Origin of the sequence: Methanoculleus sp. UBA374 (assembly GCA_002508705.1) — an archaeon.
Classification (GTDB): Archaea; Halobacteriota; Methanomicrobia; order Methanomicrobiales; family Methanoculleaceae; genus Methanoculleus; species Methanoculleus palmolei.
On record DAYL01000029.1, the window covers coordinates 267,390 to 281,820 of the forward strand.

The 14,431-nt window shown below is 53.7% G+C and carries 12 protein-coding genes and 2 pseudogenes; 1 reads left to right on the forward strand and 13 read right to left on the reverse strand.

Annotated features, from left to right (window positions below; translation table 11 throughout):
* Window positions 1-173: 173 nt before the first annotated feature.
* Window positions 174-890 (forward strand): annotated as a pseudogene (locus tag BRA42_RS09995) (aminoglycoside phosphotransferase family protein); the annotation flags it as partial.
* A 279-nt stretch (window positions 891-1,169) separates the two neighbouring features.
* Here the strand turns inward: BRA42_RS09995 and BRA42_RS10000 are convergent.
* The 13 genes and pseudogenes from BRA42_RS10000 to BRA42_RS10060 form a co-directional block, all read right to left on the reverse strand.
* Entirely contained in the window at window positions 1,170-2,366 is a 1,197-nt protein-coding gene (locus BRA42_RS10000; protein WP_342772140.1) for a GAP family protein, read from the reverse strand.
* A 218-nt stretch (window positions 2,367-2,584) separates the two neighbouring features.
* Window positions 2,585-3,250: a type IV pilin N-terminal domain-containing protein gene (locus BRA42_RS10005; RefSeq protein WP_342772141.1), complete on the reverse strand. Its 666-nt coding sequence runs from the start codon at window positions 3,248-3,250 to the stop codon at window positions 2,585-2,587.
* A 9-nt stretch (window positions 3,251-3,259) separates the two neighbouring features.
* Window positions 3,260-4,189, reverse strand: coding sequence for a type IV pilin (locus BRA42_RS10010; protein ID WP_394339248.1), 930 nt, complete (start codon window positions 4,187-4,189; stop codon window positions 3,260-3,262).
* 125 nt (window positions 4,190-4,314) lie between these two features.
* Window positions 4,315-4,926 carry a type IV pilin N-terminal domain-containing protein gene (locus tag BRA42_RS10015; protein WP_394339249.1) on the reverse strand — a complete coding sequence of 204 codons (612 nt, stop codon included), beginning with the start codon at window positions 4,924-4,926 and terminating at the stop codon, window positions 4,315-4,317.
* 2 nt (window positions 4,927-4,928) lie between these two features.
* The gene (locus BRA42_RS10020) at window positions 4,929-5,711 is read right to left on the reverse strand and encodes a type IV pilin N-terminal domain-containing protein (protein WP_342772144.1); all 783 of its coding nucleotides are present in this window, start codon (window positions 5,709-5,711) and stop codon (window positions 4,929-4,931) included.
* A 53-nt stretch (window positions 5,712-5,764) separates the two neighbouring features.
* Window positions 5,765-6,376 (reverse strand): type IV pilin N-terminal domain-containing protein, encoded by a 612-nt coding sequence (locus BRA42_RS10025; RefSeq protein ID WP_342772145.1) that lies wholly within the window; start codon window positions 6,374-6,376, stop codon window positions 5,765-5,767.
* A gap of 5 nt (window positions 6,377-6,381) precedes the next feature.
* The gene (locus BRA42_RS10030; RefSeq protein ID WP_342772146.1) at window positions 6,382-7,131 is read right to left on the reverse strand and encodes a type IV pilin; all 750 of its coding nucleotides are present in this window, start codon (window positions 7,129-7,131) and stop codon (window positions 6,382-6,384) included.
* A gap of 406 nt (window positions 7,132-7,537) precedes the next feature.
* A complete protein-coding gene (locus BRA42_RS10035; RefSeq protein ID WP_342772147.1) occupies window positions 7,538-8,629 on the reverse strand; it encodes a tyrosine-type recombinase/integrase in 1,092 nt (363 codons plus the stop codon).
* A gap of 730 nt (window positions 8,630-9,359) precedes the next feature.
* A complete protein-coding gene (locus BRA42_RS10040; RefSeq protein ID WP_292410311.1) occupies window positions 9,360-9,872 on the reverse strand; it encodes a hypothetical protein in 513 nt (170 codons plus the stop codon).
* 178 nt (window positions 9,873-10,050) lie between these two features.
* A complete protein-coding gene (locus BRA42_RS10045; RefSeq protein WP_292410307.1) occupies window positions 10,051-11,244 on the reverse strand; it encodes a TolB family protein in 1,194 nt (397 codons plus the stop codon).
* A 73-nt stretch (window positions 11,245-11,317) separates the two neighbouring features.
* The gene (locus tag BRA42_RS10050; RefSeq protein WP_292410305.1) at window positions 11,318-11,989 is read right to left on the reverse strand and encodes a hypothetical protein; all 672 of its coding nucleotides are present in this window, start codon (window positions 11,987-11,989) and stop codon (window positions 11,318-11,320) included.
* A 24-nt stretch (window positions 11,990-12,013) separates the two neighbouring features.
* Complete coding sequence (locus tag BRA42_RS10055) at window positions 12,014-13,903, reverse strand: hypothetical protein (protein ID WP_342772148.1); 1,890 nt, start codon at window positions 13,901-13,903, stop codon at window positions 12,014-12,016.
* A gap of 3 nt (window positions 13,904-13,906) precedes the next feature.
* Window positions 13,907-14,431, reverse strand: a pseudogene (locus BRA42_RS10060) (hypothetical protein); the annotation flags it as partial.

Sequence of the window (14,431 nt, forward strand, 5' to 3'; positions counted from 1 at the left end):
CCCTCATCAACCCCACCGCACCCGCGCTTTCAGCACTCCTCCCCCGCCCCTCTAGGGGCGGGAGCAGTCTATCCTCTGGAAAACCGTGCCCTGATTGCATGCAGGCGGGAACACCAGGATAGAATCTCAGATGACCAGTTGTTTCGTAGGGCACTACCCTCGTCCCCGGCGCACATGCGTTCGGCACTTCCGACGATGGGAGCCTGTGCTTCATGCTGCTGGATTTCATGGAGGGGACCGGCGGGGAGACTGCACTGGACGGGCTGGCAGCGCAGGACCAGTACCGGCTCGGCGTGCTGGCCGGGAAGGAGCTGAAGAGGCTGCACGCGATGCCGGCCCCGGCAGGTTTACCGGACTGGTCCGAAGCCGTCAGCGCAAAATATGCCCGCAAGGCTGCCGCGTTCGATGCACAGGGCCTCAACCTTCCGGGAATCGACCGGACGCACCTCTCCCGGTATATTCGGGAGAACATCTCCTGCATCCATGGCGCCGGCAGGACGTTCCTCCACGGCGATTACCATCCGGCAAACCTGATCGTTCGCGACGGGCGGCTGAACGGGATCATCGATTTTAATCGGTATGACTGGGGCGATCCCGTCCATGACTTTCTGAAGACGGCTTTCTTCACCCGCGCTGTCAGTATTCCGTTCTCCGTGGGCCAGATCGACGGATATCACGAAGGGTCGGTCCCCTCCCGGTTCTGGAAGAAGTATGCGGTGTATTGCGCCCTGACGATCGTTCCCGACCTCCTCTGGGCGCACGATTACGCCCTTAAATGCGGTTCGCTGGACGAGATCGGGCGATCTGAAACGAGAATACGGAGGGTCTATGCCGACCACGAGGGCTTTGCGACGGATGTTCCCTGTTGGTACCGGGACTACGATGGATGAGAGGACGTTCCGGCTGGAGAGGCGGGCCGGCGTGACTTTGGTCTTTTTGCTTCTGCTTTTTTCCGTGCAACGCCGGAAAGTTCAGGGTGTCGGTGCGGGTCGCCGGCCCGGGAACGCTATGGTCGCACGCTGCCCCCCATCTTTTTATGTGAGGGCCATGTGTGATACCCCTCAATGGTTTTCTTAATTTTAGATCTGAAACGCCGACATTCATATGATAAAGCGCCGGCGGCTGCAGGTTTGCCCGGGCGGTTGTAGAAAAACCCCACCCGAGATCGCCTACATCTGCCACCATATGACGAACACTCCTATGAGTATGAGAGCCGCGCCGAGGATCAGTTTCAGGTTTCTCCTGTGGTTCTCCCTGAACTCGTTCACCACGGCAGGCGAAAGTCCGGAGTAGACGGCCACCGTGATCAGCAGCAACGGCAGGACAAAGAATGCATTGTACAGCACCAGGAACGGCACGCCTTCGTAAAACGTCATCTCCGAAGAGAGAAGACTTAGTATCGCAAGGTATATCCCCCCGGTACACGGAAGTTCGAAGACCCCTACGGCGATACCCAGCAGGAAGGCCGCAGGTATGGATGCTTTCTTCATCAACGTATCCATGAGCCCCTTTGAAGACCGCGGAATAGAGAGCGAAACGGGAAATTTGTCGGAGAATGCATTCAGGATGCTTATCGAACCGGCAATAACGGCTACGATTCCGGCAAACATCGAGAAGTAATAGGTCAGTCCGGCGGCCTCGATAAACCTCATTATGCCGAGCCCTGCCAGGATGTAAAAGAGGAAGACGGCGGACACGTAGGCCAGTCCCGAAAAAAGCATCTCTCTTCTGGAACGTGAAGCCGTAAACGATACCAGAAGAAAAACCAGAACGGCAAATGCACAGGGGTTGATCCCGTCGATGAGTCCTGCAGCCGCGACAAGGAAGGCGTTTATCCCCGGATCGGGACCCGGCGGCGTGGAACCGTTGCCGGGGTAGGGCTCCGATATCCACCTCTTCTCGTACTCCCTGTCGGGAATGAGCCCTGAATCCAGCGACCGGAAGACCTCTTCCGTATGCTCGTTTATCGGGGACGATCCCTCGAGAACGACGCTCTCGCCTGCGAAGAGAACGGGGTATGACGCGTAGTGCATGTTGTAGCGGATTCCAAATTCGTAAAAGAGTGTCAGGTTCTCCGATGAGTTGTATACGTCGTAATAGTGTACCTCGACACCGGGGTATTGCCGGGAGACCTCCTCGATAAACGGCAACACCTTATGGCACGTACCGCAGTACCTGCTGTAAAATACGTTCACCGTAGCGTTTGCAGTTGCGATCCGCTGTTGCGCGAACTCTTCCGGTGAGAGGTTCCGGCTATAATCCTGCGAAACGTCGGCACCTCCGGCAGAAGCATGAACAGCCGGGACAAGCAGGAGCAGAACTAAAACGCAGAAGACACCGCATCTCTTCCTCAGCATTCGAACCATGTTGAACCACTGCTAGAATCACTTGTTACTCTGGAGGATTTCAAATGTTTTTCGACCAACAATACTCTTGCCGTGGGAGCCGACCCGGGACATCGCACGCTCAACCGGGTCCACACAGGTGCCCGGATTCAGATGCATCATCTCTCCGATCCTCCCCTTGCGGGCAAAAGATCGCAAAAGGGGTGACGAGCGTCACCCTTCCAACCGGAGATGTGTGTTTACGCCGTGATCTTCACCTCGGTCGTCGAGATGACGTTCCCGGCCCTGTCGCCTACCTGAAGGGTGAAGACCTTGCCGACGTTGTCGGGGTTCCGGAAACAGAGGTACCATAAGGCCTTGCAGCTGCTGGTGCATCCTGGCTGAGGATACGTCGTGGGATAGTTTTCCCAATCCCACCAGCCACAGCCGGATCCACCTTGCCTACAATGGGTATCTCCCGTAATTAACGCCGAGGCTGTCCCGGGTTGGAAAAGACTGCAGGTAGAGTTGTACGGGGTGACGTAGAGCGTATCCCCAGGATTGAAGGAAGATTTGCCGCCGATGCTGCTGGTCGAAAACACCGCCCGCCCGTCCTTATCGGTGATAAGGTCCAGGTTCAACTGCTGTGTGGTGACTTTTTGTGCATTCGGCCCGAAGCCCGGCCCGTTCCAGGTGGTGAAGACGAGGTCGTTGAGGGGAATTGCCTCCCCTCCCGCGTGACTGATCGTCATGCCGTCGGATACGCTGAACGTGGCCGTAATCTTTGCCTGCGGCGTCTTGGACTGGCTTTCGGTGAGACTCCCCGCAAAGCCGGAGACGATTGTCGCTATGATGATGGTGACGACCAGCATCAGCATGATGCCGACCACCGGTGAAACCGCATCATTGTTCCATTTACTCATCATGACCACACCTTACGATTCCTTCACCACGACATCCTTATCAAAGATCGTCTTCCCGCTCGGGATATGAACAACCCTGACGTTCACGATGTCCCCCGCCCGCAGGTTCTCCCACCCGCAGCCGAGCACGGCCTGCATGCCGTCGGCCTGCCCGCCTTCCGCAATAATCTCCGCAGGCGTTGTCTTGTCGCCCGTGTACACTTGGTACACAGCATTATCCCCATCGGACTGATACTGATACATAAGAACGTGATTCCACGGCCGCGTATTGCTTAGCTGACCGTAGCCCCCTACGTAATACTCAGTTGTCATGCCATCCTGCTCTGGCAAGCCCGCGGGGATGGGCCAATTATTTCTACATCCTCCAGCGGTATCAGCTATCATGACGGTGCCCTGTTCCAGGCTGTAGTTTCCGAAATGAGTCACTGCAAAATACTGCCAGTCAAGCATATGATCTTTGCCCCCCAGGGTACCCTGCCGCGGTATAGCTCCCCCCCAACCCCATTCGCTTTCCGTGAGGTTGCCCACTCCCGGCCCGACCCCGTACGGTGCGACGCTCCGGGTGGTCCGCTTGGTGTATGAATTGGGGATTCCCGGAAGAATTTCGGCGCCCCCGTGGTAAACCGAGCCAATCGGATATTGGTCTGGATTGACGATGAGGCCGCGGCCGGGCTCCTGCTCTGATGACATGGTCATGACATACGTATTCGTCTTCACAGTCGTATCCCACGATGTGACGATCTTGAGGTCTTTTGTCGGGATCGGCTCGCTCACACCGAGAATTTTTGCAGAAAACCCGCTCCCACGGAACGTACCCGAGTTGATGATTGACACGTCCATGCTGAGGGAAGGAACTTTCTGGCTCCCCTCCCCCCCGACAAGCCCTCCGGCAAACCCGCTCACAACCGCTGCTATGATGACGGTCACGACGAGCATCAGCATTACGCCGATCACCGGGGATACGGCATCATCGCATCCCCCGGGAAGAACGGTATCCCCCAAGGGGGGATATGATCCGATTTTTCCTTTAGATTCCATGTTATCCTTCCTTTTTCCGAAATGAACGGTTATGCGGCAATCAACACATTGGACTTTGAGATCAGGTGTCCTGCCGTGTCGCTCACTTCAAGGATGAAACTCTTCCCTATGCTGTCCTGGTTCCTGATGCAGAGCGCCCATGCCGCGGTTTGCGTGCCCGTATAGGTGTAACCGTCGGAGTCCACGTAGTCCACAAAGTTGGTGGGGGCGACGCCGGGTTGAAGAACGGTGCAGGTGCAGCCCTCGGGCTCGATCGTGACCGAATCGCCCGGGTTGAACGAGACCATATAGAACGCTCCAAAGGTTGTCTTCATCGGACCCGTGCCTCTCTCTGTACTCACCATTATCCGTGACATGTTCAGGGTCTCGGTTGTGTGTTCGAGGTTTGCCCCGAACGTCGGGCCGTCGCGTATCGTAAAGACCAGGTCTTTCGTCGCGAGGGAGTCCCCGCCCGCGTGGCTGATGGTCATGCCGTCCGATATGCTGAACGTGCCCGTGATCTTCGCCTGCGGCGATTTGGACTGGCCGGTTGCCATGCCTCCTGCAAACGCGGAGACGATTGCTGCTATGATGATGGTGATGACCAGCATCAGCATGATACCGACGACCGGCGAAACGGCATCGTCGCGGAGTTGTTTCACAGTCATCCCTCCGTCACCGCGACGTCCCTGGTCCAGATCGTCTTTCCGCTGGGGACGTGGATCACCTTCACGGTGACAATATCCCCGGAGCGGAGCTGCTCCCATCCATGCCCCAGCACGGCCTGCGCGGGATCGGTATACCGGCGGGGATCTTCGCCCACAACCTCACCGTCATAAGGGTAGGCATAGCGGTTAACGACACCGTACCCGTAGGAGTATCCGTTCCCGGTTCCGTCCTGCTTGCTTCCGTACGGCTTTGCGCTCAGGCTCACTCCCGGCGTCAGGGTATAATTGCCGAACTGGCGTTCGACCGTGAGATACGGTCTTTCCGAACTCTCACTGCTGGCGGTCGCAATCCCGAACCCGTACGGTGCAAAGCTTCGGGCCACACTCGAGCCCGGCGGCTCCACCACATTGACGTTCGCCACGCCGCCGGCGGAGGCGTTGCCGCCGGTGATGTAGGTCCCGTTCGAAACTTCGCTCAGTTCCTCGTTTGCAGTTCCGCGGTTGTTCTTCATCTTCGTCCTCCAGGACGTGACGATCCGGAGGTCCTTTGTCGGGATCGCCTCGCTTACCCCGGTAACCGTTGCAGAGAAACCGCTCCCGGCCCACGTCCCTGTGTTCGTGATCTTCACATCCATCGTGAGGGACGGGGCATTCTTGCTGCCGTCCCCGACAAGCCCTCCGGCAAACCCGCTCACAACCGCCGCGATGATGATGGTCACGACGAGCATCAGCATCACGCCGATCACCGGTGACACAGCTGTATCGTTCCGGAATTTCATCTTTTTTTCACCCGTACCTTCCAGAGTATGATCCTCTCACATTTCCACCGGGATCAGGAGGCGATCGTGACCTCGCACCGGGAGATGAGGTTCCCCCTCCTGTCGCCGACATCGAGGTAGAAGGTTCTGCCGATGTTCTCGTTGTTCTTGAAGCAAAGATTCCAGGATTCTTCTTCCCCGGAATACGTGTATCCGTCCGTTCCGAGGTGTGAAGAATAATCATCGGGCGCAAGAAGAGGCTGGAGTTTCTTACACGTGATATTCTCCGGACGGATGTAGAGTGTATCCCCGGATACAAACGATGTGGAGTTCGTAGCGCCGCCGCCATAGTCCAGCAACCGGCCCTTGCCGTCCTCGATCAGCGCTTTATCTATCGTCTGCGCCGTGATCTGCTCGAGGTTCGGACCGAAGACCGGGCTGTTCCTGACGGTGAAGACAAGGTCGTTCGTGGCAAGAGCATCCCCGCCCATATGCGTAATCTCCATACCGGAGGATATGCTGAACGTTGCCTGGATGGTCGCCTGCGGGATCTTTTGCTGACTGTTCACCGTACTGCCTGCAAACGACGAAACAACCGCCGCGATGATGATGGTCACAACGAGCATCAGCATCACGCCGACGACGGGTGAAACCGCACTGTCCGTAGGTTTTTCAAATCGAATCATACTTTTTATCCCTCCGTTACCGCGACGTTCTTATCGAGAATCACTTTACCCGTCGGGATATGAACGACCTTTACGTTCACGGTATCCCCGACCCTCAGATTCTCCCATCCTTTTCCGAGCACCGCCTGGGCTGCGTCCAGCGCGTCGCTCGTAAACACGGCGCCATAGATGTACTTGTAGGGAGCGTCTTCTTTGACCCCATACCCGCCATCATCTTCTCCGACCTGTTCTTGCGACGCAGGAATCATCGCATAAGAACTACCATAGGGCAACGCTACCAGGCCGGTCCCCTGCATAAGCGTATAGTTGCCGAACTGCTGATCCGGATGAGTAAACGGGTTGTTGAGACTCTGGGCATCGGTCGTGCCGTTCACCCCGGGACCGTATCCATACGGCGCATTGCTGTCGATGGACTGGGGGTCTTCAGACACCCGTATCGAGCTGTTCACATTGTTCCCCAGAGGCTGTGACGTACTGCCTCCGGCCGTACCGCCGTTAGGCTTCCAGGAAGTCACAATCTTCAGGTCCTTTGTGTGAATAGGAGCACTCACGCTCGTCACCGTCGCGGTGAACCCGCTCCCGCTCCAGCTCCCCGTATTTGCGATCTTAATGTCCATAGTCAGCGTCGGGGCCTTTTGATCGGTCCCGTCAATCAGGCTGCCGGAAAACGCTGAAACAACCGCTGCAATGATAATAGTCACAACAAGCATCAGCATAACGCCGACCACCGGCGAAACGGCATCCTCACGATCCATTCCTGAGCGCGCTATGATCCTTCGGCTCATTCTCGTAACATCTTTCAGTAAATGCATACTTGATCTCTCCGGCCAACTGGCCACAATACGATGATGGATTAACTCCGCAGGGCTAAACCACCAAACTTTTCTACGTCTAATTCCTCCCCTTTTTGGGGTTATCATCGTCCTATTCGTCGTCTTTCAACTGGTGACAAGTTTCAGGTCTTTCGTCGGTTTGGGCCGCTCATCGAGAGGAACTCGGTACTGAACGGCTCCCACGTATGATCCGGTGTTTGCGATGCTCACTCACCGTCATCGGAATCGTAGGCACCTTCTTAACGTTTGAGGAGAGGGATCTGGCGAACAGCGAGACGAAGGGTGCGATAATGATAGTTACCTCACGCTGCAGTGCCAACGACACAAATCACTTTCCGTTGGCCAGGATCGTCTCAATCTGTGCGAGTCGCTCCATGATCTCTTCCTGCTGCCTGACCAGCATCCGGAGAACCTCTTCCTGGGGAGGCACCCCGACATCCTCCGGAATATCGGTATAGATTGACAGATACGGCTCGACGATCTTGTACGCTTCCCGCATCTGCTTCCTGTTGTAGCGGCGGTAGTGTACGGAGAGCCCTTCGTCATGGCCGATGAATTCATTTGCCAGATTAATCGAGATATGGAGTTTCATGGTGGACTCGGTCCATTTTCTGATGGAATGATACGTAATTTTGCTGCGGTTCCCGGCGCTGCACCTGGCATGAACTCCCGCCCGCTTTGCCGCCCGGACAAACCGGTTGGCTGCGGTTCCATAAACGATCGGAAAAACCCGCCGGTCTTCATACGTTTTCCGGAACCGGATGTTGGTCCGCTTCCGCGACAGGGAGTATAGTTCGTCGCGGACCAGAAGATACCGCCGGAGATGATCGCCGGCCTCCCGGGAGAAGTAGTAGGTGTGGGCTTTTCCGGATTTCATCCTCTCGCGGGGGATGCGAATCTCCCCGGGATCGCCGAGGACAATATCCTCAGGAACCACGCCGAGAAGCTCGGAGATCCGCATTCCCGAACTTGCGAGAATGACGATCAGTGTTCTGGTAAGGAGGTCGGCATGTTCTGCAATCTCCCGTATCGTTTCCCGGCTGAGTTCCGCTTCTTCGGTGACAATAACGGTTCGGGGCTGAAGATTTCTGAGAATTTTTTCATCGTTGGGACTCAGGCGGATATCGTTGTACAACAGCCATGCTCTCGTATAGTGGAGTTTGAGCCGGATGGTGTTTGGAGAGTTGTGTTTCTCCCGGGTAAGAAAAGCGAGGTAGGAGACAAGATCGCCGAACACCTCTCCGGGAGATCGTTTGAGATAATCGGACTGGATCTTGAGAAGGTCGGTATCCGAAGCGTCCGGGGCGGCTGTGATGAAGCGGAGATAGTCGCGGAGACTTTTTCTGACGGCACTCTGCGTGGCTCTGGATCGATGAAGCAGGGAGAAGGCAAGATGAGTCGTGTGGTTCGTCCGGGTCATGTCTATCTTTTGTGTTTTGCTGCGTATGATGCCAGGAGTTCTTCTTCGACCACCCTATCCCTTGCTTCAGGATACCCTCCTCAATACTCTAAGAGACGAATTGTTTCCCTATCTCTTGAATTTCAAAAAAATGTTCTCTGCACCGGAGTCCCGGTTATCTGCAACGTTTACGGCTATCGGCCGTCCTAGGCAGGCAAAAAACCCATTTAATACATTCGCAGTGAAAAGCACCTCGAGTTCGAAAGGATATAGTGGACAATAACTGCTATCACCGCCGCTATCAGGATTGGGGAATATTCTGTTTTTCAATAAATCCTTATGTCCATGATATTCCAGATGTGCAAGGGGAAAGAGATAGGTGCAGAAGGAAAATCCCGCATGGGGCAGGTACTGCTCTGTCCTTCATCCCGGTATTTTTTCCAGCGATAAAGTAGCGGTCATTTTTCCCTGGTTCTTATTCACAGTCAGCACGATGGGATCGTTCATTTCACTGTACATAATGTGATGCACCTCGGTCTATTTATCTCTTGTTAATCTAAATAACATAATATTTGGAAAATATTAACTAAAATACGTTTATTTGTGCCCGGGATCTTCGATTCTCTTCTCACGCCCCTCGCCGGGGGCTAATCGGATGTGGGGTGTCCCAAAACACTGCTACCCGGGAGGCGGACATCCCTTCGAAGAACGTCGTTCTTCTCCCGCGCCTGCTCGAAATTCTTCGTAATTCTCAAGATCCGGTTCTGACGAACCGTTGCATCCTGCGGCCTGTCACTCTCCGAAATTCTTCGAGTTTCTTGAACCCTTTTCTCTTCGGGAAAGTCCCAATGAAAAGCCGTTTCACCCTCCTTGTCTCAGATGGTAGATATTTTGGATGTAAGTGCTCCGAACAGGATGCACCGACGGTTGTCGTATTCAGCCAGATGAGGGTTATTTCCGGGGGTTTCGGGGACGGTTGGGGCTTTCTGATGGTCCACGTCCAGTGAAGCGTTCCCCGGCCGTTTGAGTTCTGGGCAACAACGGTAATGACATGCACGCCATACCTGTGCGCCGAAAATGGTACCGAACAGGAGGTCAGGGTCTGATCATTGGAGTCGTAGATTACACCCCCGTTGTGGTAGAAGATGATGTGGGCGGATTGATCCACCTCGATCTCAAACACTCTGGTCGCATCCGGCGAATCGTCGGAGATTGCCTGTTCGTGCGGAGCGATGCGTGTCACCACCGGCGGCGTCGAGACCATGTTCTAGGTCCAGTAGTTCTCCCCGGAGCCTTTGGCGTTCGCTGCGGTCACCCGGACCATGTGCTCTCCCAACGGAGCGCTCGGGAAGGTATAGGACACTTCCCGGACGTCTGGAATCGTGATATGTATCAGACTGCCGTTGAGGGTTACTATTGATGGCCTGCCGACGGACTCCACGTCACGCCCTCCGGTCGTATTCAAGGATGATCGATACCGTACAGGCCACGATTGCAACGCCGAGGGCGACGAGCGCAATTAAAGCCGGTTCATAGCCTGCCGGCTTCTCCAGGTCCATCAGGTACCCGCCTTCAATATTGAAGAGGATTATCCCTTTTCCATCTTCAGCCCAGGTGAACGGAAGCTCATTGAGATAACCTTCGGTGTACTCTGCAAAGATCTCCTCATGGCCCGTTCCATCCGGGTTGATCAGGTGCAGTCTGCTGTATTCTCCCTTTTTCACGTGTCCGGTTTCGTATTCCTGACCGAGCCCGTCACGGGTCAGGTAAGCAATTTTATCCCCTGTTGGGCTCCATTGGAGAAAGAATGTGTTTCTATCATCGGTCACCTGGCGCTCTTGGCTCCCATCGGCAGTAATGGTGAAGATATTCCCGGCTGAGATATAGGCTATGTTCGTACCCGCAGGGTCCCACTGGCATAATCCATCCAGACCCACAGGGTTCCACAGGTACAATCTATCCAGGATACTCTGCTTTGTTTCAACATTCTCTTTTATTTTGATGATATCCGAATCTGCAGAATCGACGATATAGATCGAAGACCTCTCGTTACCCCCTTCTTTGGCCAATATTGCGATTCTTTTGTTGTCGGGGTTCCAGTCATAGTACGAGAGATCGGCAATACCGGTCATCAGGTCCTTTTTCCAGCTTCCATCGGTATCTGCAACGGAGAGTGAATAATTATTAGATGAGATGCTGTGAAGATAACCGAGTTGCTCCCCGTCCGGGCTGAAACGTGGAATGTTATGATGATCCCACTCCCACCGACTGCCGGTGTAACCGAGTGGTATCTGTACAGCTCCACCGGTTTCGGTGGTATAAATCCATAGATTGGGATCGGAGTACGGTCTATACGCAACCTTCGTCCCGGTACTATCCATCACAGGAAATGAAGGTATAGTGATACCACTGCAGGGAATCGATACCTTCTGGTTGCTATAATAATCGAGTACAATAGGGGTACTTGACAAATACAGGACTTTTGTATCCTTGAGATCGCCGATATTATAGGTCGGGAGTTGTTCGCAAACCTTCGTCATCGAGTACGCAGAATAATCAGGAGTAAACCCATACTGATTTAAAAAGCTAAAAAAAACGGCCAGTAATAGCAGCAGTAACAATAGTTTCTTCATCATATTCTGCACCCCTGCTTCTTTTACTGGGCTCCTGGGTACCTGCAACGGTTACAGTTATCGGCAGTCATACGCATCAAAAAATCCCGTTTAATACATTCTCAATGAAATAGATCTCAGGCTCGAACAGGAGATAGTGGACAACAATTGCAATGACTACTGCAGCTATAATCTGGAGACGATTCGCTTTCACTACCTCCTGGAGTCCGAGATACTCAAGATACCCCAGAGGCAGTAAATACAAATAGTAGAGTATTATGCCTGAATTTCTTAGCAGGGCATACCCGGAGAACAGATCTAATATTAACATTATCAGGATGAAGGGGCATGCTATTGCGCAACTGTAGAAAATGACGCTGAGCGTCCGGGTCAGGGGGGGCTTCACCTGCATAATCCAGAGCAGACCGAGAAGCACCACGGCTTCCGTCGCAAATAAGAGAAAAAATTCAATCGTTGTCGTCAGGCCGCTTAAAACCCCGGAACGAATGATGGGAAACGCCGATAATGATTTAAAACCATACCATAGCACATCCAGGTAAATACCCCTTATGCTGGTGCTCAAAAAACCCGCAATAAAGACAAATATGGCGAAGAACGCAATGCCATGCATTGTTTTGCCGCTGTTGACGATCTCGAACGCCTGCGACGGGTGCCGGTAGAAGAGGTAGATCAGATGCAGGTAATCAGGCGACTCATCTTTTCCCGGTGCAGTGAATCCTTTTGCTGTAGCATCTGTTTCTTCTTTCATAAGTGTTCCCTGACCATAATTTTATCAGAGTACAACAGGGCTCTCCCCTGCTGTTATCTGAATATCTTTACTTATTTCAAGACTCTCAACGTAAGTTTCTACTAATTTCATCATAACGTTAAATCTCACGCAACATTCAGGTTGTACCCACACCACCCACCTGAATTGATTTTCAACGTAAGGCGATTTACCGCCATCTGGGGATTTTCCATTGGATTCCATTGTGGCTTCATACCCAAAAGAATAATTTATCGATTCTATTTCGGATAGGTAATTCTTTGGAGACATTAACTCTGCTAAATTTGTCAAAGCCCCAACGTAAGGCAGAAAACCGACTAATCCTACTAAAACCTCAAGGTCTGCACGTTCTCTATAATAATTTTCAAGATTTCCCCCTTTTAATGGAGATATTCCCACACAATATTTGTCAATCGATGAAAATAATACGAAATGTTCATTGCCAGAGATTTCATTAATTGATAACTCTATCTCGGCGAAACCACTTAGATAGATGTCGAGCTTACGAGCTTCTGCATTTATTACAATAGGAGGCAACTGTGAGTCATTATCTATAACCAGGCCGACATTTGACAATGCAAAGAGGTAGATCCAGCTTCCATCCGGCAATTGTGCTTTCTGGCACCGCATTTCCGAATTGCTGTAGAAATTCAAATATTTCTCGATGGTAAGCGGAACATTGCCCGCTCGAAGCGAACGCAATCCGGAATACTGCTGACATTCACAATAGATTATATCTTGACTGGGGTATTCCGAGACATTCCATCTCCAGAAATTTTCAACGCTGACCCCGTCCTTTTCCGCGACAACCCGAATGGTGTGGTTGCCGAGGGGCACGGTTTTGAATTCATGCAAGATCGTTGATACTTCGGATTCCGGTCGTTCTATCGGCCGGTCGTCGAAGTACATCGTGAGACGAGCAGGGGTGTTCAGGCTGGCTCTAAACAATCTGGAGGAGGTGTCATAATTATTGACGTACTGCGTTGCGGGCTCTTCAAGCGTGATCACGAGTGGCAGGATATTCCACGACCACGTGAACGAGTCACTCCCGTTTGAATTAGACGCAGTTACGACCACGTTATGGATGCCGGCGGAATACCCGGAAAAATCACATTCCCACATGGCATTGGTTACGGCATTAAATCTGGGCTTTTCCTGCCCGTCAACGGAAAATATTATCGTCGTCGGTTGATCGACGGTTACTCCGAAGGTCCTTCTACCCGGGGAACCGGCAATATTGGCAATGGTGTGCTCGGCAGGAGAGGTATCGGTGATGACGGGAGCAGACGTCACCGGCGCCTGCGTAATGATCGAGTAGATGATGCTTTCGGTTGTTCCGTTGGTGTTTTCGACGATGATACGGATAATGTTGACAAAGGGGTCGGGGTTAACAATGGTCGTTGTGCGGTCGAAAATCCACGACATTACCGTTGAATAGGTTTCCTGCGCAAACGCGAGGACGCCGTTCACATACACCCGGATCTTGGATGCGATGTCGGTGTTGATCTCAAAGGTGCGCTGGAAGAAATTCTCCGCCGTATCAATCAGGCAGTCGGACCCGGGCAGAAGGGAAGTAATAACCGGCGGCGTCGAAAGCACGTTCCAGGTCCAGTAGTTCTCCCCGGAGCCTCTGGCGTTCGTTGCGGTCACCCGTACCATGTGCTGCCCGAGCGCTCCGCTCGGGAAGGTGTAGGCCACCTGTTGGACGCTGGGAGCACTTGTATGCACTAAGTTGCCGTTGAGATACACCCGCATCGTCGCCGACTGGGTGCATGATGCCGTGAACGTTCGTGCCGCCCCGACGGGGTCGCCGATGCCGGGGCCTGCCGGTTCGACCAGCCTCACCACCGGGGGATTGCCGCCGCCACCGCTACCGCCACCGCAGTTACTCCCCATGCTTCAGGCCTCCTGGAGCCCTTCATCGGTCAGATACTTCTCCCGGAGCAGGACCTGCGGGGTGATCCAGCCGTCGCAGAAGATGACGTTTCCATCCCGCCACAACGGCTCGTCGACCTCGTGCTTTGTGTTGATCCAGAGCCGGTTGTTGTAGCCGGAGAACGCGCCGCCAGCCGGGCCCAGGGGAGTCCCGGAGGGTCGCGTCCTGATGGTTGAAAAGACCGCTCGAAAATCGTGGTTTGCGGATAACTTCTTCTCCCGTGTCTTGAGATCCAGGTACACCGATGGCTGGTAGCAGACCACGGTGCGGTCTTTGGGCCTGTCCCGGAACTTCAGCGCCTCGTTGTGGCAGGTGCCGATCACCGCCAGGTCATACTTTTCATCCCGGAGGGCCTGCATGAACTCCGCGTAGTAATACTGATACCAGGTGAGATCGGGATAGATATCCCAGTACTCGGCGGGGAACTCCCCGACCGCAATGACTTTTTTACTGCTCTTCGGCAGTTTCATTCGCGGCGTAATGGACTC

Coding starts and splice junctions, on each gene's coding strand:
- BRA42_RS10000 (WP_342772140.1), bottom strand. CDS start 2,366: ATGGTTCGAATGCTGAGGAAGAGATGCGGTGTCTTCTGCGTTTTAGTT.
- BRA42_RS10005 (WP_342772141.1), bottom strand. CDS start 3,250: ATGATGAGTAAATGGAACAATGATGCGGTTTCACCGGTGGTCGGCATC.
- BRA42_RS10010 (WP_394339248.1), bottom strand. CDS start 4,189: ATGCTGATGCTCGTCGTGACCGTCATCATAGCAGCGGTTGTGAGCGGG.
- BRA42_RS10020 (WP_342772144.1), bottom strand. CDS start 5,711: ATGAAATTCCGGAACGATACAGCTGTGTCACCGGTGATCGGCGTGATG.
- BRA42_RS10025 (WP_342772145.1), bottom strand. CDS start 6,376: ATGATTCGATTTGAAAAACCTACGGACAGTGCGGTTTCACCCGTCGTC.
- BRA42_RS10030 (WP_342772146.1), bottom strand. CDS start 7,131: ATGGATCGTGAGGATGCCGTTTCGCCGGTGGTCGGCGTTATGCTGATG.
- BRA42_RS10035 (WP_342772147.1), bottom strand. CDS start 8,629: ATGACCCGGACGAACCACACGACTCATCTTGCCTTCTCCCTGCTTCAT.
- BRA42_RS10040 (WP_292410311.1), bottom strand. CDS start 9,872: ATGGTCTCGACGCCGCCGGTGGTGACACGCATCGCTCCGCACGAACAG.
- BRA42_RS10045 (WP_292410307.1), bottom strand. CDS start 11,244: ATGATGAAGAAACTATTGTTACTGCTGCTATTACTGGCCGTTTTTTTT.
- BRA42_RS10050 (WP_292410305.1), bottom strand. CDS start 11,989: ATGAAAGAAGAAACAGATGCTACAGCAAAAGGATTCACTGCACCGGGA.
- BRA42_RS10055 (WP_342772148.1), bottom strand. CDS start 13,903: ATGGGGAGTAACTGCGGTGGCGGTAGCGGTGGCGGCGGCAATCCCCCG.